Below are 22,343 nucleotides of genomic sequence, written 5' to 3'. Positions count from 1 at the left end.
TTTTTATTCCAAAACCGAATAATCTCCGATGCTGATGCTGGTAAAATTCCCGTCAAAACTCGCGTGATTTCCAATCATCGCATTGTCTAAATTGGCGTTTTTAATATGCGAATGCGTTTGTACCAAACTGTTTTTAATCGTACTATTAGTAACATGACATCCTTTGCCTAAAGAAACATTAGGTCCAACAGTTGCGTTAATTAACACCACATCTTCACCAATATAACACGGCGGAATAATCGTCGAATTCTCTGATTTTACGCCATAATCTACTAAATGTTCCCCATCATTATGTAAAAATCCTAACATTCTAGAATTGGTTTCTACCGTCACGTCTTTGTTTCCGCAATCCATCCACTCCGCTACTTCTCCTGGAACAAATTTCATGCCCTTGGCCATCATTTGCTTAATGCCGTCGTTGATTTGGTATTCGCCTCCGTGAATGATATTATTGTCTAACACCAATTGCAATTCGTTTTTCAATACCGCCACATCTTTGAAATAGTAAATTCCAATTACGGCTAGGTCTGAAACAAATTCTTTTGGTTTCTCTACCAATTCCACAATTTCATTGGCGTCATTCAGGTTGATTACCCCAAAAGCTTCTGGTTGGTCTACTTGTTTTACCCAAATCACACTATCAGCATTTTGATCCAAATCAAAATCGGCACGAATTAAGGTATCCGCATACGCAATAACCGCTGGTCCGCTCAAGGAATCTTTGGCACACATAATAGCGTGACCCGTTCCCAAAGCCTCGTTTTGGTAATAAATGGTTCCTTTAGACCCTAATTTTTGAGCAATGGCAATTAAATCGGCTTCGACTTGTTTACCAAAACTTTCATGGATAATAAAAGCAATTTCTTCAATATCTTGATTCAACACTCCCGCAATATCTTCCACCAAACGATGAACGATAGGTTTTCCTGCTACAGGAATTAACGGTTTAGGAATGGTTAATGTGTGTGGGCGAAGACGTGAACCACGTCCGGCCATTGGTACTATTATTTTCATGTTAGCCCCCTAACCCCCGAAGGGGGAATTCCTATTAGGGGTCAATAGGATTTTATAAATTAATTATTTTTAAATTTTATTATTATTTCCCCCTTTGGGGGTTAGGGGGCTTACTTCACCCCCGTACTACCAAAGCCGCCTTCTCCTCTGGATGTTTCAGAAAGTTCTTGAACTTCAATCCATTCAGCACGTTCGTGTTTGGCAATGATTAATTGAGCAATGCGTTCGCCGTTTTCAATTACAAAGTCTTCATTGGATAAATTCACTAAAATCACCCCAATTTCTCCTCTATAATCGGCATCGACTGTTCCTGGCGAATTGAGTACTGTGATTCCTTTTTTGATAGCCAATCCACTTCTTGGACGAACTTGGGCTTCATATCCAATGGGTAACTCGATAAACAAGCCTGTTTTTACAATAACTCGCCCTAAAGGAGCCAATGTGATTGGAGCGGATAAATCGGCTCTTAAATCCATTCCTGCCGAAGCTATAGTTTCATAGTTAGGCAACGGATGTTGCGATTTATTAATGATTTTTATAGTCATTTTATTTTTTTCGTTTAATGATCGTTTGGATTGTAGCTTTTTCGTTATGGTACACAAAATACATAAACAACAATAATAACGGAATTCCAACAAAATAATTTTCTCTAAATCCGTAAAAAGAAATAGCTGAGAATACAATAGACAAACCTAGATAACCCCCTATTTTTTCCATATCGTACGGAATAGGATAATACTTATTTCCCATAACGTAAGAAATAAACATCATACTTCCATAAGCCGCAATAGTAGCAATAGCCGATCCGTAATAACTGAATTTTGGAATTAACAGGTAATTCAACACTAAGGTCAACACTGCACCAACAATTGAAATATAAGCGCCCATTTTAGTTCTGTCTGTTAATTTGTACCAAACGGAAAGGTTATTATAAATACCTAGGAAGAAATTAGCCAAAATAATCAACGGCACCACTTTCATTGCCTCCCAATACGATTTGTCATGCAAAAGCAAGAACTTTAATACATCGGCAAAAACAATAACTCCTAACAAAATTAAGGATCCAAAAATCACAAAATATTTGGTAATCATGGCATAGGTTTGGGGCGCTTTTTCGTGATTGGAATGGCTAAAAAAGAAGGGTTCAATTCCCAAACGGAATGCTGTGGCAAACAAGACCATAAACAAGCCTAATTTATAACAAGCTGAATACGCTCCTACTTCGGACTTGGCTACATTTTCGGGTAACCAATACCCTAAAAGGATTTTATCAAAATGTTCGTTTACGGCAAAAGCAATTCCGGCAACCAAGATAGGCAAACCATACTGCATCATTTTTTTCCAAAGTGCCTTGTCAAATTTTCTAGTTAAAGAAAGATAATTAGGCGAAAGTACTAATAAGGTTAGTAAGCTTGCCGCTAAATTAGAAACGAAAATGTATCCAATTTCGTAATTTTCAACATATAAATTGCCAATAAATGAATTTGGGTTTGAGGCTGCAATTTTGGGAAGCCACAATAAAAAGAATAGATTCAATAACAAGTTTACCGCGACATTACCTATCTTAATAATGGCATACAACATTGGGCGTTGGTTGGCTCGCAACTTTGAAAATGGCACAATAACCAATGCGTCCAAGACCAAGATCCAAATGGCATACGTGATGTACTGCACTTCTACATTGGCCAACGAGGCCAAAGTGCCTCTGAAAATTAAAGCTCCGAAAAGGAAAATAATAGACGACCAAAAAATAGAAATGGTAGACGTAGCAATGACATTTTCTTTGTCGGTTTCTGAATTATAAAAACGAAAAAATGCGGTTTCCATTCCGTAAGACAAGACCACATTGAAAAAAACCATCCAAGATAACACTATAGAAACCTCGCCATACTCGCCTGTAGGTAAAATTCCCGTATACAAACGCACGAGTAAAAAACTCAACATTCGAGGCAAAACCGTCGCTAATCCATAGATTGCAGTTTGTTTGAAAAGACTTTTATATAATCCCAAGTTGGTTTAGTTTAGGCATTGATAGAAACAAAAATAACGAATTCTTTGGATTAATACCGGTTTTGAAATCGGAATAGCCTGGAATTTGTTAACAGCTTTTTTAAGATAATCCGGCTTCGTTCAAGGTTTTAATAAAGTGAAACCCTCTTGGATAATACCCTTGATTATAATAAAACCGGTGGGCGGTAAAATTACCTGTAAAAGCATCTAATACAATCATTGTGCAACCCGCTTCTTCTGCTTTTGTGTTGATATAGTCCGTCATTAATTTTGCTGCACCTTTAGATCGATGGTCCGGATGCACAATAAAATTGTCTATTTCGAAATAACGCCCAGACCAGAGTTTAATCCCCGACCATAAGCCCGAAAGTCCAATACACTTATTTTCTTCGTATACTGCGATTTGTATGTAGTTGTGAGGCAACATTTCAGTAAGATAGGCTTCGTACTTCTCTAATGTGAAATTATTGCTGTACAAATGTTGCATCAACTCAAATTGAGCTAACATTTCTTCTAAAGTAGTAAGTTCTTTTATTTCCAAGGTGTAATTTTTTATAAAAATAATCAAAAAAAAGAGCCCCGCAATGCGAGGCCCTTATAGTATCTTTCGAATAGTTATTATCCATTCAACGCTTCAGCACCACCAACAATCTCTAAGATTTCGTTAGTAATCGCTGCTTGACGCGCTTTGTTGTAAGTCAATTTCAATTGATCTCTCAATTCAGTTGCGTTGTCTGTTGCTTTGTGCATAGCAGTCATACGCGCTCCGTGTTCAGAAGCAAATGAATCTCTAATTCCTTTGTACAATTGTGTTTTCAATGATTTTGGAATCAAAGTCAATACAATCTCTTCTTTAGAAGGTTCAAAAATATAATCTCCTGTTGAAGCAGGTTGGTCTGATTGAATTGGCGCTAAAGGCAAGAATTGTTCTGTTTGAATAATTTGAGTCGCAGCATTTTTAAATTGGTTGTATACCAATTCGATACGATCGTATTCGCCAGCCACAAATTTTTGAGTCAGTACTTCAGCTATTTGAGCTACATTATCAAAAGTCAAATCGTCAAAAACAGCGCTTTGATTATCGATAACGGTTAACGTTTTGCTCAAAATATCATTCCCTTTTTTACCAATTGCAAAAACATCTACTTGTTTCCCTGCGTAGTAATCAGAACGATTTTTAACTTCTTTAATTACATTCGTATTAAAAGCACCGCACAAACCTCTGTTAGAGGTAATCGCTACTACTAATACTTTTTTGATTTCACGTTGAGACGTGTAATCTCCCCCTACATCTCCATCTAAGGTGGCAGAAAGATTTTGTAATAATTCCGTTAATTTTTCGGCATAAGGGCGCATCGCTGTAATCGCATCTTGTGCTTTTTTAAGCTTTGCAGCAGAAACCATTTTCATTGCCGATGTGATTTGCATCGTCGATGAAATGGAAGTAATTCTATTACGGATTTCCTTTAAATTTGCCATTCTAAATGTGAAAATTTATCAATTTATCAATGTGCAAATGAGTCATTTACACATTGACATATTGTTATATTGATTAATTATACTTAGCTGAAACTTCTTTTGCTACTTTTTCGATAACATCTGTAATGTTGTCATCTAATTTACCCGCTTTCAAAGCATCAAGAGTGTCTCTGTGTTTGTTGTTCAAGAATTCTAAGAAATCTTTTTCAAATTCTTTCACTTTGTTTACAGGAACATTTCTCAATAAGTTTTTAGAACCAGCGTAGATAATCGCTACTTGATCTTCAACAGTATAAGGTTCGTTCAAACCTTGTTTCAAGATTTCAACGTTTCTTTTTCCTTTTTCAATTACGTTCAAAGTAACGGCATCCAAATCAGAACCAAATTTAGCAAACGCTTCCAATTCACGGAATTGAGCTTGGTCTAATTTTAAAGTACCAGATACTTTTTTCATTGATTTGATTTGTGCATTACCTCCAACACGAGATACTGAGATACCTACGTTAATTGCAGGACGAACCCCAGAGTTAAACAAGTCTCCATCTAAGAAGATTTGTCCGTCAGTAATCGAAATTACGTTAGTTGGGATATAAGCAGATACGTCACCCGCTTGTGTTTCGATAATTGGTAAAGCCGTTAATGAACCTCCTCCTTTTACGATTCCTTTTAAAGAATCTGGTAAGTCATTCATGTTTTTTGCAATATCATCATCCGCAATCACTTTACAAGCACGCTCTAATAAACGAGAGTGTAAGTAGAAAACGTCTCCAGGATATGCCTCACGTCCTGGTGGTCTTCTTAATAAAAGAGATACCTCACGATACGCCACCGCTTGTTTAGACAAATCATCATAAACAATCAAAGCTGGACGTCCAGAGTCTCTGAAATACTCCCCAATTGCAGCACCTGCCATTGGAGCATATACTTGCATTGGAGCTGGATCAGAAGCATTAGCTGCTACGATAATCGTATAGGCCATTGCACCTTTTTCTTCTAACATTTTTGCAATTCCTGCAACAGTTGAAGCTTTTTGTCCAATAGCAACATAGATACAAAATACAGGTTTTCCTGCATCGTAAAATTCTTTTTGATTTAAGATTGTGTCAATACAAACAGTTGATTTTCCTGTTTGACGGTCACCAATAACCAACTCACGTTGTCCACGACCTACAGGGATCATTGCATCTACTGCTTTTACTCCTGTTTGTAATGGTTCAGTTACTGGTTGACGGAATACAACTCCTGGCGCTTTTCTTTCCAAAGGCATTTCGTATAATTCCCCACCGATTGGTCCTTTACCATCGATTGGTTGACCTAATGTATTTACAACACGTCCTAACATTTGCTCTCCTACTTTAAGAGAAGCGATACGTTGTGTTCTTTTTACAGTTGAACCTTCTTTGATTCCTGTTGAAGCACCTAAAAGTACTACCCCAACATTGTCTTCTTCCAAGTTCAATACAATAGCCTCAAGACCATTTTCGAATTCTACTAATTCTCCGTATTGAACATTAGAAAGCCCGTAAACACGAGCAATACCATCTCCAACATTAAGTACTGTTCCTACTTCTTCTAGTGTAGCACCAGATTCAAAACCTTCTACTTGCTTTCTTAATATTGCTGAAATTTCAGCAGGTTTGATTTCCGCCATCTTACTTTATAATTTAGACACTTTTATGTGTAATAACTAATTACTAAACTCTCTTTTTAATACTTGTAATCTGTTAGCAACAGAAGCATTGTATTGCTTGTCGCCTATTCTTAAAATAAATCCTCCAATGATAGAAGCATCTACGTTATTTTCAATTGTGATTTTCTTATCTGATAAGGTGGCGATTTTAGCTAACACTTTGGCTTCTAAAGCTGCATCCATAGGAATAGCAGTAGTTACTTTAGCCACTTCGATTCCGTTCGTCTCATCTGATAATTTATTGTATTCCAAAGCAATTGCTTCAAGAATTTCGAATCTTTTGTTTTCAAATAACAAATGAAACAATCCTTGAGTTACTCCATTTACTCCAGAAAAAACTTCTAATAACGCTTTCTCTTTTACCTCAACAGTTGTGGTTGGGCTTTGAATAAATGTATTCAATTCTTCGTTTCCGTTGATTGTAGAAGCAATCAATTTCATATCGTTATTCACTACCTCAGCTACCCCTTTTGAATTGGATAAATCTAAGATTGCTTTTGCATAACGAATTGCTGCTCTTGTACCTGCCATAGTTAGTTCAGTTTTACGTCACCTAACATTTTCTCTACTAATTTAGTTTGAGATTCTTTGTTAGACAATTCGTCTTTCAATACTTTTTCTGCAATACTTAATGATAAAGTAGCTACTTGTAATTTCAATTCAGCCATAGCTGCATTTTTTTCACTTTCGATAGCTGCTTTAGCTTGATCAATCATTTTTTGACCTTGCTCTTGTGCTTCACTTTTAGCATCAGCTACCATTTTCTCTTTCATTTCACGAGCGTCTTTCAACATAGCATCACGTTCTGCTCTTGCTTCTTGAAGAATACGTTGGTTGTCTGCTTGCAAGTTTTGCATTTCATTTCTAGCGCTTTCTGCTGATTCCAAGGCATTTTTAATTCCTTGCTCTCTTTCGTTTACCGCATCCAAAATGGGTTTCCAAGCGAATTTTTTTAATAAGAATATTAATCCAACAAAGATTACTACTTGCCAAATAAATAAACCAAACGAAAAATCATTAATTAACTTCTCCATTATATGTAATTATAAAATTGTAAACCTTTTTAAATTGCTTTACGCAATTGTTTCTGTTTTAATTTTTAAAAACAATAGTTACAACCAACCGTTGTAACTATTGTTTTGTGTTTTAATTAAGCAGCGAATAACGCAGCGAAACCAATACCTTCAATAAGCGCAGCTGCAATAAGCATAGCTGTTTGGATTTTTCCTGAAGCTTCTGGTTGACGAGCAATAGCGTCCATTGCTGAACCACCAATTTTACCAATACCTAAACCTGCTCCGATTACAATTAATCCTGCTCCTACAATAGTTGGAATTTGCATAATATATATATTAAAAATTAAACATTCATTTTGCGGTTTAACTGGTTAATTATTTATTAGGTTATAAACTATTAAACAATCAACTAGTAAACTTTTTAGTGATGCGCCTCCTCGTGGTGGTGCTCTTCATTTCCAGCACCAAAATACAAAGCAGATAACATCGTGAAAATATACGCTTGTAAAAACGCTACTAATATTTCAAGGATAGAAAGTGCAAATGCCAATCCAAATGACAATGAACTTCCAATCCAACTTTTAAAAATAAACATCAAACCAATGATACTCATTAATACCACGTGTCCTGCCAAGATATTAGCATACAAACGAATCATTAATGAAAATGGTTTAATAATGGTTCCCAATAATTCAATTGGTGCCAAAATAAATTTCATTGGTGTTGGCACGCCTGGCATCCAGAAAATGTGTCCCCAATAATTTTTATTAGCAGAAAATGTAGTGATTAAATAGGTCAATAAAGCTAAAGAAGCTGTAATGGCAATATTTCCTGTTACATTAAATCCTAGCGGTGTTAATCCTAAAATATTCAAGAAAAACACGAAGAAAAATATCGTAAGCAAGTAGCTCATGTATTTTTTGTAGTTTTTCTCTCCAATGTTTGGAATCGCAATTTCGTCTCTTACATATAAAACCAACGGCTCGAAGAAACGCCCTGCTCCTGATGCAATTCCACCATTTTTAGCATACGATTTAGCCAAGCTTCTAAATAAGAAAAACATTAAAAACGCAACAAACAAAATTCCAACTACACTTTTAGTAATAGATAAATCTAAAGGTTGAACGTTAGTTGGGTGTCCTGTTTTCTCATCTTCAGTTAAAGTTCCTGAAGCATCTGTTTTGTATATTTTTTCGTGATGAATCACGTAATAATTTCCATTGTGTTCCGCTACTTTTTCTCCGTGGTGAAATTCGCCAGAAGAAAAAACTTGCAATCCATTATCCCATAAAATAATAGGCAAAGAAAAACCATTGTGCTCACCCGTTTCTTTATCTGCATTAAACGTAAAGTCGTGAGCGTCAAGTAAGTGGTGATTGATAAACTCTTTTATTTCAGATTTAACATCTGTAGATTCTGTTGGAGCTGCTTCTTTTTCTTCAGTTGGGTTAGCAAAGCTTACAAAAGGAAGAATTGCTACTAAAGCTATAAGTATAAATTTAAGTGGTTTGTTTGAAATCACCATAACAGTTAAATATCTTAGTTTATTTTGGTTTCTAAAATTTAGGTGCAAAGGTACATTTTTTATTAATATTCAAAAGAATATAAAAATTATTTTTTGCCTTATTTGACACTTTTAGAGGTGTTTTATTGTTTTTCGTTTAATATCAGTATCGTAACACCGGTTTCGATTGCTAAAAACACAATAAACATCACAAAAAAATTAGTTTTTTCTATAGCTGCTGTTGCGGAAATACTTTTTAAAATTGGGCGTAAAAACAAGGAGCAAATCATCATTTTTACACTCGTTGCAATCAAGAAAGACATCCCTACGGAATCGAAATTACGCTTGCGGACTTGGAACACAGTCAATACCACTCCGATAGAAAGGATTCCAAATAAAAGATATAAAGTTAAAAGGGAATACGTGAAGGCATTAAGAGCAATTCCTGCCGATGTGAATGCCGCTTGGTGAACACAATAAGCCAATGTCACAAAAGCAATCCATAGCGCCAATAGCGCTTTTTGTTGTTTGGGCGTTTGGAATAAATTAAAACTCAATTTGAATCGGATTTATTGATTTCATTAACTTGTCGAATGGTATTGTATAATGCTAAAAAAACACCTATTAATAAGACTACTTTATGATAATAAAAGACCGTATTGGGATGCGCTTCGTCTAGCCAACTTCCTAAATACGAAAACAGAAAAATGATCACTCCCATCTGAATGGGAATATTAATTAATACCAACCATTTGTTGAATGGTTTTTTATTGGGCAATTTAGCCATTTCCTTGCGCGTCTTTAGTCGTTGTTTTCATCGTGCAACTGGCACTAAAATCAGCTCCTGGTTCTACCGATAATTTTCCGACGGTCACTTCTCCATAAATGTTTGCTGTAGATTTGACATTTAGCAATTCGACCACTTGGATTTTTCCGCTGAATCGTCCTTCGATATCGGCACTTTTACAATCAATATCGCCAATAACAATTCCGGCTGGACCAATAACAATTTTTCCTTCGCATTGAAAATTCCCTGTTAGTTCGCCGTCCAATCTAAAATCAGCAACAGAATAAATATTTCCTTTTATTCTTGTTCCTTCCACAATTCGGTTCGTTTTTCCTAAAAGGTCGGTATAGGATTTGGTTTTTTTATCAAACATAATTTACTGCTTTTTTGAGGCTAAATAGCTGTCTAAGTTTTTCTTGATCTGGACTACTCTATAATTATCACTTGAAATGATAATTGCGGGTTGGTTAATAGTATATTGTTTGTTTACCGTCATGTAATTAATTATATCATTGGCATAGGCCTCTGATTTAATATGATGAATCACAATAAAATTTTCTTTGTCGGTATACACATCATACGAATACGAACGTTGTTCAATTTTTTCGTCAGCGATGAATTGTTTTATTTTTTCTTCGATTTCTTTGGTTTGAGGTTCTGATCTCAAGCCAACTTTAAATAAAATTTTCCAACTCTTAGCGGTGGTGGTAAACTCCATTTTTTCCAAAGCGGGAACTTGAGTACTCAAAATATCCTGTGCTTGCTTGCCTTCTTCGGTATTCGGATATTGAGCGACTACTTCTTCTAATGCTTTTTTATAGGCCGTAACCCCAAATAATTTGGCTTGAGTATTCGCCCGCAATAGTTCTAGTTTAGGTGCAATTTCATCTCCTGAAAACTGAATAATTGCTGTATTCAATTTGTCCAAAACGTCCACAAATTGTTCTTCCTGAAACAATTTATAATATTGATTGTATGCTTTTTCAGGTGTTTCGGCGTTGGAATTATTAGCATCCGTATTGCTAATAATTTGCGCGTAACGAGAACTAGGAAATTCCGACACAATGCGGTTTTTCATAGCAAGTGCTTTGTTGGCATCTGTAATTTGATACAATTTGTACAAATTATATAGTGTTGGCAAGACTAATTTTTCCTCTGGATTTTGTTCGAGTACTTTTTCCAATTTGGCTGTGGCCAAAGCATATTCTTTGAATTTTTCTTTATAAATAACTCCCAACTGGTAATAAGCAAAATTGCGCTCTTTATTAATACTGTCTACTACTTTTTTATCTGTTGGAATCTGATTCAAATAATACGCAACTGAATATTTATCACTTACCTTATCTGTGATTTTCGGACTTTCAACTCCCGCCGGCAAGTCGTCTGATATAGTTGCAATAGTAACATCTCCAGAAGTAGTTGACGTCCTCCAATAACCATTGGCGTTGCGTTTTCCCCAGATTTTTTGAAACTCTAATTGCCCAAAAGCTACGGTAGTTGGATTGTAAAAATAGAACGTCGTGGTACCTGAGCCTGTATCTAATTTTGGCACAGAACGCAAGGGCATATTGGGTTGTAAAAGCAAGTCGTTTGGAGCTCCTTTTCCTGATTTTTCGAAATTAGCCAAGGCTTCTTTTTGTTTTTTAATCAAGGCTTCTTGCGCTTCTTTCTTTTTTAAAGCTTCTATGTGGTTGCCAAAATAGACTATCCGGTCAGTATCAGAAAGAGCGGCCACTTTCAATATACTGTCGTTTGTATGTGCCAAAGCATCGTATTTGATTACATCATCCAAGTTTTTGCGCACCTTTTCTATTTGTGCAAACTCTCTGGTGTTTTTGTCTAACTTCACCAGGGTGCTGTCGTAATATTTAGCTGCCAAAGGAAATTCGGCGCTTTTAAAATACATATTTCCTAAATTTCTATAATTAGACGCGGCCAAATAGGTGTTGTCTTTTGCCTTTTTTAAGGATAAATTGTAATGTTTTAGTGCTGCAACAGGTTCGTTACTTTTGTCATAATACACTCCCATTTGATGGTAAATCACGTCCAAAAAAGGTCGGTTTTCACGATTTTCAACTAGCTGGGCAAACATTTTAGCCATCTGCTCTTTGTCACCATTTTGAAAATCAAATAATTGGGCTTTTCTAGCATATGCCTGAATGACGTATTCTCGATCAGCTTTTCGATTCATGTCTATGACAGACTGATAACTCGACAATGCTTGTTGGTTTTTGCCTAACTCCTCATACAGCTGACCTAAAATAAAACGGTAACGCGCTTTTTCGGTATTGACTTTAGTATTCTTTTGGGCAATTTGCAATTTTGCTACGGCGCTATCTTTTTCTTCTAAATTCAAAAAGGCTTCCGCCAAAACAGCATTCGCATTCGCTAAAGCTTGGTTTTTTAATCTATATTCTTTCAGGAGCTTCGACAAGTTTTTAATCACCAACGCATCATTTCCGAGTCGCATATTGGTTTTTTCGCGCCAAATTTTAGCTTCATGAATCGTACTGCTATTGGGGTATTTGTACAAAATGTAATTGAATGCATCTAAAGCCGGGACAAATCGTTGGTCGTAATATCTTGCTTTTCCTAGCATTAGGTACGCCTCATCTGTTTGGTAATTGCGTTCTTTTCCACCAATGTTCATGGAGTGTTTTTGGATAGCTTTGGTTGCTTTCGTTTCAGCCAAATCAAAGTTGGCATTGTGAACCGTATCTGAAATGGAGCCGTCTGACAATTGCATTTTTTCTACTGGCAAACGCTTCCAAAAGTTGTTTTTACTTTTGTTTTGGATATCCGCAACTCCTTTGTCAAAACCAACGCCACCATTGTACAATATGTTGTATTGGGTAGTCATCGCGTGGTAATTTCGCGACACAAAAGAATCTTTCTTAGTAGAACAAGCTACTAAAAAGGCAAAAACAAAAACAGTGCAAATAGGTTGGTATCTATTGATTTTCAAACGGAAACTATTTATAGCTTAAACTTCTATACACTACTTTTAGTATATAGAAGGGTAAAATTACGTTTCTTTTTGAAATATCGAAACTTAAACCGCGAAAAACGCCTCGAGTTCTTGTAACGTTTCGGCTGATGTTACAATATCTTTGACCACTTCGCCTTTGTTCAAAGCTACAATTCGATCGCAAACTTCCACCGTATGTTGTAAATCATGACTAGAAACCAAAATAGTTACCTGAGGATCGTCAGCTAATTCTTTGATGATTTTTTTCAAACGATTCACCGTTGTGGGATCTAAATTGGCAAAAGGTTCGTCTAAAATAATCACTTCAGGATTCCCAATTAAAGTAGCAATAATACCTACTTTCTTTTGATTCCCTTTGGACAAATCGCGTAAATATTTCTTGTTATTTAAGATTTCACCATTAAAAAACTCCTGGTGTTTGGCTAATAATGCATCTACGTCGGCTTTATTTTGTCCGCGTAAATCGCCTATGAAATAGAAATATTCTTCAGGAGTTAAGTAACCAATTAAAAAACTTTCGTCCAAAAAAGAGGCGGTAAATGGTTTCCAGTTTTCGCTCGTGTGCACTGGAATTTCGTTATTCACGATTTCGCCTGTTGTAGGTTGGATTAAATCCAAAAGCAAACTGAAAAAAGTGGTTTTCCCTGCGCCATTATTCCCCACAAGTCCAAAACTTTGTCCCTTTGGAATGCTTAAATTATCGATATGTAAAACGGTAGTCCCGTTGTATTGTTTTGAAAGTTGGTTGACTTGGATCATTGTTGAAAGTTTATGAGTTGATATGTGTTTAATTCGTGTCGTTAATTATTTTAATTTTCTTGTTGTTTGAAACCATCAATGGCATCGTATTTTCTTTTACGATACCCTTCGGCTATTTTATCAATAAGGAAATTTCGCATCAAAATTCCTATAATACCAAACAATCCTAAAATAACAATTGCTGCTTCTGAATAGAAAATTGTTGACACTCCATAAAAAAGTAATGCGGGAATTAACAATAGAGGTAGACCTACAATAAATTGTGTGGCGCCTGATCCTTGATAATTCATAAACGGACTTTTTTCTAAGTCAATTTTCTTTTTATTAAACGAACCTGCAAATAATAGTACTGGAATATTTATACCCAAGTTATATACCGCACAGGCTAAATTGATAGCCAAAATTTTCCATCCAAAATAAAGATATGGTGTTGTCAAAACAGCTAAAATTACTACAGAAACAGACATCAATCCTGCTTTTGAATTGAGGTATTGTTTCATAGGGATGTTTTGCGCCATCAACATTCCGTAATAATTGCTATCCCAAGAAGGTATAAATTGTCCGAAATTGAGCATAAAGATTCCTGTCATCATAATTCCAACAAAAACAAAGAAAGCTGGTGTGCCTTTATAATGTGGGTTGGTATAAATTAACAATCCGTAAGCGAGAAAAATAAAAGACATAAAAACAGTTGTTCTTGGTCGTTTATTTCGCCAAATTAATTTTAAATCCAATTGTAAAAACGGGGCAATTTCGCCAAACCGTTTTGTCCATCCCAAATCTGTTGTGGTCGCTTCTTTTGATTTAGTTTGTAAACTATTATCTAAATAAAAATTGTTTTTCAAATACTTAAAATTCAAAAAATACATCCCTGCTAAAAGCGAAATTGGAAACAAAACCAAAATAGGCTGGTCAATCAATAAATTTAAAACAAAACCTATTGCTGTACTAATTTTGAAAACATTAGTATATTCTAAAAACACTAAAAACAAGATAATACACACAAAAGCAGCAAATGCCTTTATGTTTTCAGCAAACTTCTTTTTAATGATGAAATTGGTGTAGTTTACAATCAATGTCAAAGATACCATTGTCAACATCCAAGCCATCATAGAAATTGCTGTATATTTCCCTTTCAAAATGCAGTTTATACCAAAAGGAATAATGGTCATTAAAGGAAAAATATTGTAAATCGAGGTCAAACTTTTTAACAATACAAAGTGAATCACGTTTTGTTTTTTTATGGGCAGCACCAACAATGGTTTACTATTTATAACCGGCAAACTTTGCATAAAAAAACGAAGAATTAAATCAATAGCCATCCAAAAAAGTACAAAATTGTTGACTATTGTTACTGGCTTTTGACTAGGGAAACTTTCTTCTAAAATAGAATAAAGCGCAATCCCCAAAACCAAAAAAGACAGTAAAAAATAAGCTGCTAAAAATGCCTTTAAAATTTTAAGAGCCATATTAGCTCCAAAAGAGGCCGAACGGGAAAACGATTTCCATTCCAGACTGAGGAAGTGCTGAATTAATTTCATTGGGTAAAGATTTGGTTAATTAGAAGCTAAAAGTAAGAAAAAGTTACAAGTTTTGATTTTTGTTAATGATAATTTTTCAATAGGGCTTAGAATATAAAAATCAGACTGGTCCTTTAATTCGTCGTGAAAAATTATTTGCGCTTTGTGCGGCAGGTAGGTTTGTGGCAAATCCTACAAACCTGATTTTTATCATTTTCTAAAAACCCTATGGTTTAGTATATTTGTCAAAAATTTATATTATGCCTTCATTTTTAAAATTAATTATTAAAGAAGTGAAACGCGAAACCAAAGACGCTGTTTCCATCCTTTTTGCTGTACCTGAAGAATTACAATCCCACTATACTTTTATTGCTGGTCAATACATTAACTTACGATTGACGCTAGACAACCAAGAAATTCGTCGTGCGTATTCGATTTGCTCTGCACCCAATAGTGGCGAATTACGCATTGCTGTCAAAGCGGTTCCTAACGGACTTTTCTCGCAGTTTGCCAATACCAAACTAAAAGCGGGGGATGTACTTGAAGTAGGAAAACCTGAAGGAAAATTCACTTTTGAACCGCAAGCCGATCGCCAACGCAATTATGCTGCTTTTGTGGCAGGAAGCGGAATCACTCCTGCTCTTTCTATTTTAAAATCCGTCTTGCAAAGTGAGCCTAAAAGCACTTTTGTATTGGTATACGGAAATAAATCGCCTGAAGAAACGATTTTCCACCAAGAATTACACGATTTACAATCGCAATATGTAGGACGCTTATTTGTTCAGTATGTGTATAGCCAATCCAAAGTAGATGGGGCTTTGTCGGGACGAATTGACAAATCAACGGTGAATTATATCTTGAAAGAAAAACACGCGAGTTTGGATTTTGACAAATTCTATTTGTGTGGGCCTGAAGAAATGATAAACACCGTTTCTGATGCCTTGAAAGAAAAAAACATTAAAGAATCAGCTATCAAGTTTGAATTGTTTTCGGCTTCCGCCAAAGAAAATACTATCGAACAATCTTTAGAAGGACACGCTCAAATTACGGTAATGGTGGACGATGAAGAAACCACTTTTGAAATGTCGGCCAAACAAACCATTTTGGACGCTGCCCTAAAACAAGGGATTGACGCTCCGTATTCGTGCCAAGGCGGAATTTGCAGCAGTTGTTTAGCTCGTGTTACAGAGGGTTCTGCTGAAATGACTAAAAACTCTATCCTAACCGAAAAAGAAGTAGCTAGCGGATTGATCTTGACTTGTCAAGCGCATCCTACCTCAGCTACGATTCGTGTGGATTTTGATGATGTTTAATTTTTGCCACGAACCTTTGCCGCTAAGACACAAAGGCGCTAGGTTTATAATTGATTTATATAAAAAACGAGAAGCAATCACTTCTCGTTTTTTTATTTTTTACTCTTAAGAACTTCCTCAATTCTTGCCACAACCTGCTCAGGAAGAATGGTGCGCATGGCATTTTCATATCCCGCTACTTTTTTATTGCCATACACCGAAGTCGGCAATTGTGGGTATTGATTTCTATCAGAAACTAAGGCGTTATCCAGCGTTTGATTAAAAGGTAAAAAACCCGCAAACGGATGCGTCGCGCCCCAAAGGGTCACTACAGGCACGCCCAACATCGCCGCAATGTGCGCATTCCCCGAATCCATAGACAGCATCACGTTTAAATTGCTTATCAAATTTAACTCTTCTTGGAATGGAATTTTACCTGCCATATTCAAAACATTGGTTTTATTGCCAACAAGCGTTTGCAATTGTTCTTTCTCTTTTTGGCCTCCGCCAAATAGAAAAATAGTCTGGTTTTTATTGGTTGCCAAAGCATCAATCACTTCCTGCATCAAATCCAAAGGATAGACTTTAGAATCGTATTGAGCAAAAGGCGCAATCCCAATTATTTTTTCAGATTGAGCAACAATTGCTGCTACTTCAGGTGGGCCAATCGATGCTTTTTCGGAAAATTGAGGCTGAGCCAAATCTACAGGAAAACCCAAGGTTTCAAATACCAATTGGTGTCTTTGAAACATCGACGGCAAGGGTTGGAAAATTTTATTTTCAGCGCGTGTTAACGCTTTTTTCTCCACGCGACCTTTGTCTACAAAAGCTGCTTTTTTTCCGCTCAACGCGAATAAAGTACGAACTACTTTGGAACGCAACACATTGTGTAAGTCGGCAAAAGCATCAATTTGTAACGCTTTCAAATCTTGGTACAATCGCCACAAACCTTTGATTCCTTTGTGTCTTTCTTTTTCGTCAAAAGCAAAAAAATGTAGATTCGGAATTTCCTTGAAAAAGGGTTGGAAAAACGGACGTGAAATTACGGTGATTTTCAGCTCAGGATATTGGTTTGCCAAAGCCCGTAAAACAGGAACCGTCATGGCGACATCTCCCATTGCGGAAAGTCTCATGACGGCTATATGTTGTGTTTTTTTGGACAATTGCTATTTGTAAAAAACCATTAAGAGATTAAGGCTCATTAAGTTTTACTTCATTTTCTTAATCCCTTAATGGTTAAATATAGTTTCTTACTTTTTGTTTTGGTACAAAACCGGATTCAAATCGTCGTCGTTGTACATTTTCATTTGTTTGTACACTTTCATGAATTTATTTCCGCTTTCAATGTCGGTTAACAAATCGTCAATTGCAGTCGATAAATCGGTTCTTTGTTCCAATAAAACGTTTAGTTTTTCTTGGCATTTGTCTTTATGCTCTTGCGAAGCATCTGGACGACTTACCTCTTCTTGCATGTGGTAAATTTTCAAAGCCAAAATAGACAATCTATCAAAAGCCCAAGCTGGACTTTCAGAATTGATTTTAGCGTCTGCTTTTGCTTGTACGTGGCTGTATTTTTGCAAAAAATAGCTGTCAATATATTCTACCATATCCGTACGTTCTTGATTGGAAGCATCAATTCTTCTTTTCAAAGTCAAAGCCGCAACTGGGTCAATATTCGGGTCGCGAATAATGTCTTCAAAATGCCATTGTACTGTGTCAATCCAATTTTTTAGATACAATAAATGTTCGAATTGATCTTTTGGAAAAGGATTGTTAATGGGTTGATCCACGTTATCAAATTGATGATAATCTTGGATGCTTTTTTCGAATACTGAATAGGCTAATTTTGAAAACATATCTTAATAAATTAAAAGACAAAGATACTTTTTTATACATTTATAGTGTGGAAAAACAACTAAAGTTTTGCCAATACATACAATATTCAAATCATGCAAATTCATCATCTCTCTGAAAACAATAGTATTCTGAATCATTTTTTAGGTCAAATTCGCGATGTTAACATTCACAACGATAGCCTACGTTTTAGAAAAAACATGGAACGCATTGGCGAAATTATGGCGTATGAATTGAGTAAAAATCTAGACTACCAAGATGCGGCTGTTACAACACCACTAGGAACAAAAGCGACGCATTACATTAAAAATCCATTGGTAATTTGTTCCATTCTTCGGGCGGGTTTAACGCTACATAATGGATTTCTCAACTATTTTGATACCGCAGAAAATGGATTTATTTCAGCCTATCGTCACCACCCCAACAACGATGATTTTTTCGAAATTATAGTACAGTACCAAGCTGTTGCTGATATTAACAACAAAACCGTAGTGGTAGTAGACCCCATGTTAGCCACAGGTCAATCTATTGTAGCGGTTTATAATCGTCTTATGGAAAGAGGTGCTCCTGCTGAAATTCACATCGCGGTGGTCATTGCTGCTCCTGAAGGAATTGCACATTTGGAAGCTGAATTACCGGACACTTGCCATCTTTGGATAGCCTCAATCGATGACCATCTCAACGAACACAGTTATATCGTTCCGGGATTAGGTGATGCGGGAGATTTGGCTTACGGACAAAAATTATAATTGGCTCACAAACAAAAACAAACTACACAACAGCACCGCTATAAACACGATTTCTTGTTTGAATTTAGTTTGCGAATACTCGATATGTGCGCTAGCCAAAATAGCCAACGGCGCTGTAGTTAACAATAAAAAATCGCTGCTTTTATTTGCTGAAAGCACAAAAACAAAAACTCCGATAAAAAAGGAGGCCACAATTTTTTTGTATGACGTTTGGGTCATCGATAAACGATGTGACAAGGTGATGAACATCGAAAAAACGAAAAACAACGCCACCGAAACATAAATTGAAAAGGCAAGGTTTTGAGTAAGATTGGTAAAATAATCTATTGCTAAATTGATTTGGGTGCTTTTTTGCAAATAATCTATCGTATTAATTCCGAAAAAGGATGTGAAAAACGTAAAGAAAATCGCTACTGCTATAAAGGCTATAAAGGGTAAAACCCAATTGGTGTAATCTCTCGAAACATGAAAAATGATGGAGATAAATACTAAAATCAGGAACAAAATACACCAAAAATGAAATAATGAAGCTACAAAAATCCACAACGAAGCATCAAATATTTTTTCTTTGGACGCTTTCATCGACTGTAACGAAATCAAACGACGTAAGGCCAATAGAATAAAAAAATTAGCTAGAAGAATATTTAAGTTGTTGAAAATACTTGGAAAAAACAGGGAGAATAATAAATAAAAAACAGCCGTATAACCGCTGTCTTTAGTCAATCCGTTGCGTTTTCCAATAAAACTAGTCAAGAAAATTGACGCCAGCACAACAATGAATGTAAGTCCCTTTTTTAACAATCCAACAACCGAAGAAATCCAAGATAAATCTTGAAATTGGTAGATAAAAAAGAAAAACAACACTAAAAATACGACTAAAGCGTAATTTAATGGTGTAGATTTTTTAAAAACACTTGCAATCATAAGGATATTTTATACTTTTGTGTCTGTAAATATACTACTTGTTTAAAACAAGTTCAAAAAAGATTCGTTTTATATCAACCGGTTTCTTTTTAAAATACTTACTCAAACGCTAAATAACAATATAATTTTATATCATTATGAAATCATTTTTCGAAGGAATTCAATTTTTATTTGTAGATGTATTATTTAAACCTTTAGATTTTTTAAGATCTTTAGAACTATCTACTTGGTTTGGAGCTAATACAATCAACTGGATTTTCATGATTATTTGTGCTTCTGCTATTGTATATTGGATCAAACAATTGCAAATTTTTGATGCAGCAGGTACAGAGAATCAAGATACTACTGCACACTCTTTCTTGAAATAATAAAGAAATCAAAAAATATTGGAAACTACTTTAAGTCGTTTCCAATATCTCTTCTAAAATACATCTTATCAAAATTAAGCTTAGCTATGTTTTGGTAAGATTTTTTTACGGCCTCTTCAAAGTTGTCACCATACGAAGTAACTGTCAATACACGTCCTCCGTTAGACAACACTTGATTGTTTTCTAATTTAGTTCCAGCGTGAAAAACAATCGAATCAGTTATGTTTTCTAATCCTGAAATTACTTTTCCTTTTTCAAATTCTTCTGGATAACCGCCCGAAACGACCATAATGGTTGTGGCACTTCTTTCGTCTATTTCCAAAGCGATTTGATCTAGTTTTTCATTGGCTACTGACAAAAACAATTCCACTAAATCGGTTTTTAATCTTGGAATTACCACTTCGGTTTCTGGATCACCCATTCGAACATTGTATTCAATCACGATAGGTTCGCCTTTTACATTGATTAATCCAATAAAAACAAATCCTTTGTACGGGATTCCGTCTTTTTGAAAACCATCAATGGTTGGTTTTACGATGCGCGTTTCGATTTTTTCCATCAAAACAGCGTCAACATAAGAAACTGGTGAAACAGCTCCCATACCGCCTGTATTTAGTCCAGTATCGCCTTCGCCAATGCGTTTGTAATCTTTGGCTGTAGGTAAAATTTTATAGCTCTTTCCGTCAGTTAAAACGAAACAACTCAATTCGATTCCGTCCAAAAATTCTTCGATTACCACTTTAGCGCTTGCGGTTCCAAATTTTTGGTGTACCAACATATTGCGTAATTCTTCTTTGGCTTCAGCCAAATCTTGAATAATCAATACGCCTTTTCCTGCAGCCAATCCGTCTGCTTTCAATACATACGGCGGTTGTAGTGTTTCTAAAAATTGACATCCTTGTTCTACGGTTTCAGCAGTAAAACTATCATAAGCAGCTGTTGGAATGTTATGTCTGAATAAGAATTCTTTGGCAAATTCTTTACTTCCTTCTAATTGTGCTCCAATCGTAGAGGGCCCAATTACAGGAATATGTTGCAAAGCGGCATCGTTCAAGAAAAAATCGTATATTCCTTTTACCAATGGATCTTCTGGTCCTACGACAACCATTTCCACTTTTTCTTTCAAGACAAAGTCTTTGATAGCAGGGAAGTCGGTTGGGTTGATGTTAATATTATTCGCTATTGCTGCGGTTCCCGCGTTTCCTGGAGCCACAAAAAGGGTATCGCAAAGTGGACTTTGAATCATTTTCCATGCAAAGGCATGCTCTCTTCCGCCTGAACCCAATAGTAAAATAGTCATGTTGTTGTTGTATTAGTTGTGGTGCAAAAATAATGGCTTTTGAATGGAAATTATAATTAATTATTAAAAATTATTTCCGTTCAAAAGCCAATACAATAGTTATTTAATGTAATTCGAAAAGTCTTTGTGTTCCTCTTTCGAAAGTTCTTCTGGAGAGAGGGATTTAAAATACTCGTAAGTGATTTTCATTCCTTTGGCACGGCCTACTTTAGCTTCCCAACCCAATAATTCTTTGGCTTTAGTAATATCCGGTTGGCGCTGTAAAGGGTCATTTATGGGTAACGGATGGTACACCACTTTCTGATTCGTACCGGTTAATTTGATAATTTCTTCAGCAAAATCCTTGATGGTAATTTCGTCTGGATTCCCTATATTCACTGGATACACATAATCCGAATGTAGCAACCTAAAAATTCCTTCCACCTGATCGTCTACATAACAAAACGAACGTGTTTGCATCCCGTCGCCAAAAATAGTTAAATCCTCACCGCGGATGGCTTGCCCTATAAAAGCAGGGATTACGCGTCCGTCGTTGAGGCGCATTCTTGGTCCGTAGGTGTTGAAAATTCGAACAATTCGAGTTTCTACACCATGAAAAGTATGGTACGCCATAGTAATCGATTCTTGGAAACGTTTGGCTTCGTCATAGACTCCTCTTGTTCCTATCGTATTTACGTTGCCATAGTATTCTTCGGTTTGAGGATGTACTAATGGATCACCATAGACTTCAGAAGTCGAAGCAATTAAAATTCGCGCTTTTTTTACACGTGCCAAACCTAATAAATTATGTGTTCCTAACGAACCTACTTTCAAGGTTTGAATTGGAATTTTTAAATAATCAATCGGGCTTGCTGGCGATGCAAAATGCAAAATATAATCTAACTTTCCTGGAACGTGAACAAATTTAGTAATGTCATGGTGGTAAAATTCGAAGTTTTCAAGCTTGAATAAATGCTCGATATTTTTCAAATCGCCCGTAATCAAATTGTCCATCCCTATAACAAAATAGCCTTCTTTGATGAATCGATCACAAAGATGCGACCCTAAAAATCCTGCTGCTCCTGTTATAAGTATTCGTTTCATAGTAA

At 35.9% G+C, this 22,343-nt stretch carries 24 protein-coding genes; 3 read left to right on the top strand and 21 right to left on the bottom strand.

All coding sequences use genetic code 11. The annotated features are described in order from the left end of the window. Positions 1–3: 3 nt before the first annotated feature. From RMR09_RS02110 to RMR09_RS02035, 16 genes are all read right to left on the bottom strand, one after another. Entirely contained in the window at positions 4–1,014 is a 1,011-nt protein-coding gene (locus tag RMR09_RS02110) for a sugar phosphate nucleotidyltransferase (RefSeq protein WP_310594188.1), read from the bottom strand. 110 nt (positions 1,015–1,124) lie between these two features. Continuing rightward, positions 1,125–1,559: a dUTP diphosphatase gene (gene dut / locus RMR09_RS02105; protein WP_310594187.1), complete on the bottom strand. Its 435-nt coding sequence runs from the start codon at positions 1,557–1,559 to the stop codon at positions 1,125–1,127. 1 nt (position 1,560) lies between these two features. Then, positions 1,561–3,024: an oligosaccharide flippase family protein gene (locus RMR09_RS02100; protein ID WP_310594186.1), complete on the bottom strand. Its 1,464-nt coding sequence runs from the start codon at positions 3,022–3,024 to the stop codon at positions 1,561–1,563. A gap of 100 nt (positions 3,025–3,124) precedes the next feature. Continuing rightward, the gene (locus tag RMR09_RS02095; RefSeq protein ID WP_310594185.1) at positions 3,125–3,565 is read right to left on the bottom strand and encodes a GNAT family N-acetyltransferase; all 441 of its coding nucleotides are present in this window, start codon (positions 3,563–3,565) and stop codon (positions 3,125–3,127) included. 77 nt (positions 3,566–3,642) lie between these two features. Continuing rightward, positions 3,643–4,503 (bottom strand): ATP synthase F1 subunit gamma, encoded by an 861-nt coding sequence (gene atpG / locus RMR09_RS02090; RefSeq protein ID WP_310594184.1) that lies wholly within the window; start codon positions 4,501–4,503, stop codon positions 3,643–3,645. A gap of 73 nt (positions 4,504–4,576) precedes the next feature. After that, entirely contained in the window at positions 4,577–6,154 is a 1,578-nt protein-coding gene (gene atpA, locus RMR09_RS02085; protein ID WP_310594183.1) for a F0F1 ATP synthase subunit alpha, read from the bottom strand. A 36-nt stretch (positions 6,155–6,190) separates the two neighbouring features. Beyond that, the gene (gene atpH, locus RMR09_RS02080; RefSeq protein ID WP_310594182.1) at positions 6,191–6,724 is read right to left on the bottom strand and encodes an ATP synthase F1 subunit delta; all 534 of its coding nucleotides are present in this window, start codon (positions 6,722–6,724) and stop codon (positions 6,191–6,193) included. Between the two features lie 2 nt (positions 6,725–6,726). Next, positions 6,727–7,227 (bottom strand): F0F1 ATP synthase subunit B, encoded by a 501-nt coding sequence (locus RMR09_RS02075; RefSeq protein WP_310594181.1) that lies wholly within the window; start codon positions 7,225–7,227, stop codon positions 6,727–6,729. Between the two features lie 116 nt (positions 7,228–7,343). Next, positions 7,344–7,535: an ATP synthase F0 subunit C gene (gene atpE / locus RMR09_RS02070; protein ID WP_008255642.1), complete on the bottom strand. Its 192-nt coding sequence runs from the start codon at positions 7,533–7,535 to the stop codon at positions 7,344–7,346. Positions 7,536–7,630: 95 nt separating this feature from the next. Then, on the bottom strand, positions 7,631–8,734 hold the full coding sequence (gene atpB / locus RMR09_RS02065) for a F0F1 ATP synthase subunit A (RefSeq protein ID WP_310594180.1): 1,104 nt from the start codon (positions 8,732–8,734) through the stop codon (positions 7,631–7,633). Between the two features lie 122 nt (positions 8,735–8,856). Then, positions 8,857–9,270: a hypothetical protein gene (locus RMR09_RS02060; protein ID WP_310594179.1), complete on the bottom strand. Its 414-nt coding sequence runs from the start codon at positions 9,268–9,270 to the stop codon at positions 8,857–8,859. Further along, the gene (locus RMR09_RS02055) at positions 9,267–9,500 is read right to left on the bottom strand and encodes an AtpZ/AtpI family protein (protein WP_310594178.1); all 234 of its coding nucleotides are present in this window, start codon (positions 9,498–9,500) and stop codon (positions 9,267–9,269) included. Before RMR09_RS02055 ends, RMR09_RS02060 begins: the two co-directional genes overlap by 4 nt. Next, the gene (locus RMR09_RS02050; RefSeq protein ID WP_310594177.1) at positions 9,493–9,873 is read right to left on the bottom strand and encodes a polymer-forming cytoskeletal protein; all 381 of its coding nucleotides are present in this window, start codon (positions 9,871–9,873) and stop codon (positions 9,493–9,495) included. Before RMR09_RS02050 ends, RMR09_RS02055 begins: the two co-directional genes overlap by 8 nt. Positions 9,874–9,876: 3 nt before the next feature. Then, positions 9,877–12,465 carry a tetratricopeptide repeat protein gene (locus RMR09_RS02045; RefSeq protein WP_310594176.1) on the bottom strand — a complete coding sequence of 863 codons (2,589 nt, stop codon included), beginning with the start codon at positions 12,463–12,465 and terminating at the stop codon, positions 9,877–9,879. An 87-nt stretch (positions 12,466–12,552) separates the two neighbouring features. Further along, entirely contained in the window at positions 12,553–13,248 is a 696-nt protein-coding gene (locus tag RMR09_RS02040; protein WP_310594175.1) for an ABC transporter ATP-binding protein, read from the bottom strand. 50 nt (positions 13,249–13,298) lie between these two features. Next, the gene (locus tag RMR09_RS02035) at positions 13,299–14,789 is read right to left on the bottom strand and encodes a DUF5687 family protein (protein WP_310594174.1); all 1,491 of its coding nucleotides are present in this window, start codon (positions 14,787–14,789) and stop codon (positions 13,299–13,301) included. 239 nt (positions 14,790–15,028) lie between these two features. On the opposite strand from RMR09_RS02035, the gene RMR09_RS02030 reads away from it, so the two are divergent. Continuing rightward, positions 15,029–16,081: a ferredoxin--NADP reductase gene (locus RMR09_RS02030; protein ID WP_310594173.1), complete on the top strand. Its 1,053-nt coding sequence runs from the start codon at positions 15,029–15,031 to the stop codon at positions 16,079–16,081. Positions 16,082–16,173: 92 nt separating this feature from the next. Here the strand turns inward: RMR09_RS02030 and RMR09_RS02025 are convergent, their stop codons facing one another. Together RMR09_RS02025 and RMR09_RS02020 are read right to left on the bottom strand one after the other, a co-directional pair. Then, positions 16,174–17,193: a glycosyltransferase family 9 protein gene (locus RMR09_RS02025; protein ID WP_310594172.1), complete on the bottom strand. Its 1,020-nt coding sequence runs from the start codon at positions 17,191–17,193 to the stop codon at positions 16,174–16,176. Between the two features lie 117 nt (positions 17,194–17,310). Further along, the gene (locus RMR09_RS02020) at positions 17,311–17,916 is read right to left on the bottom strand and encodes a DUF4254 domain-containing protein (RefSeq protein ID WP_310594171.1); all 606 of its coding nucleotides are present in this window, start codon (positions 17,914–17,916) and stop codon (positions 17,311–17,313) included. A 93-nt stretch (positions 17,917–18,009) separates the two neighbouring features. Here RMR09_RS02020 and upp point away from each other — a divergent pair, with 93 nt between their 5' ends. Then, the gene (gene upp, locus RMR09_RS02015) at positions 18,010–18,663 is read left to right on the top strand and encodes a uracil phosphoribosyltransferase (protein WP_310594170.1); all 654 of its coding nucleotides are present in this window, start codon (positions 18,010–18,012) and stop codon (positions 18,661–18,663) included. Here upp and RMR09_RS02010 read toward each other — a convergent pair. Further along, entirely contained in the window at positions 18,658–19,587 is a 930-nt protein-coding gene (locus RMR09_RS02010; RefSeq protein WP_310594169.1) for a DUF6427 family protein, read from the bottom strand. The two genes, upp and RMR09_RS02010, sit on opposite strands and share 6 nt — an antisense overlap. A gap of 137 nt (positions 19,588–19,724) precedes the next feature. On the opposite strand from RMR09_RS02010, the gene RMR09_RS02005 reads away from it, so the two are divergent. Beyond that, entirely contained in the window at positions 19,725–19,955 is a 231-nt protein-coding gene (locus tag RMR09_RS02005) for a DUF6341 family protein (protein ID WP_310594168.1), read from the top strand. 25 nt (positions 19,956–19,980) lie between these two features. On the opposite strand, the gene purD is transcribed toward RMR09_RS02005, so the two are convergent. Both purD and RMR09_RS01995 read right to left on the bottom strand, forming a co-directional pair. Continuing rightward, positions 19,981–21,255, bottom strand: coding sequence for a phosphoribosylamine--glycine ligase (purD, locus tag RMR09_RS02000; RefSeq protein ID WP_310594167.1), 1,275 nt, complete (start codon positions 21,253–21,255; stop codon positions 19,981–19,983). Positions 21,256–21,354: 99 nt separating this feature from the next. Next, positions 21,355–22,338 (bottom strand): SDR family oxidoreductase, encoded by a 984-nt coding sequence (locus tag RMR09_RS01995; protein WP_310594166.1) that lies wholly within the window; start codon positions 22,336–22,338, stop codon positions 21,355–21,357. Positions 22,339–22,343: the final 5 nt, after the last annotated feature.

The sequence above is a fragment of the Flavobacterium sp. genome (assembly GCF_031537875.1).
In the GTDB taxonomy this organism is placed as follows: Bacteria; Bacteroidota; Bacteroidia; order Flavobacteriales; family Flavobacteriaceae; genus Flavobacterium.
Note: the sequence above shows the minus strand (reverse complement) of the source record. Positions and strands in the feature narration are given on the sequence as shown.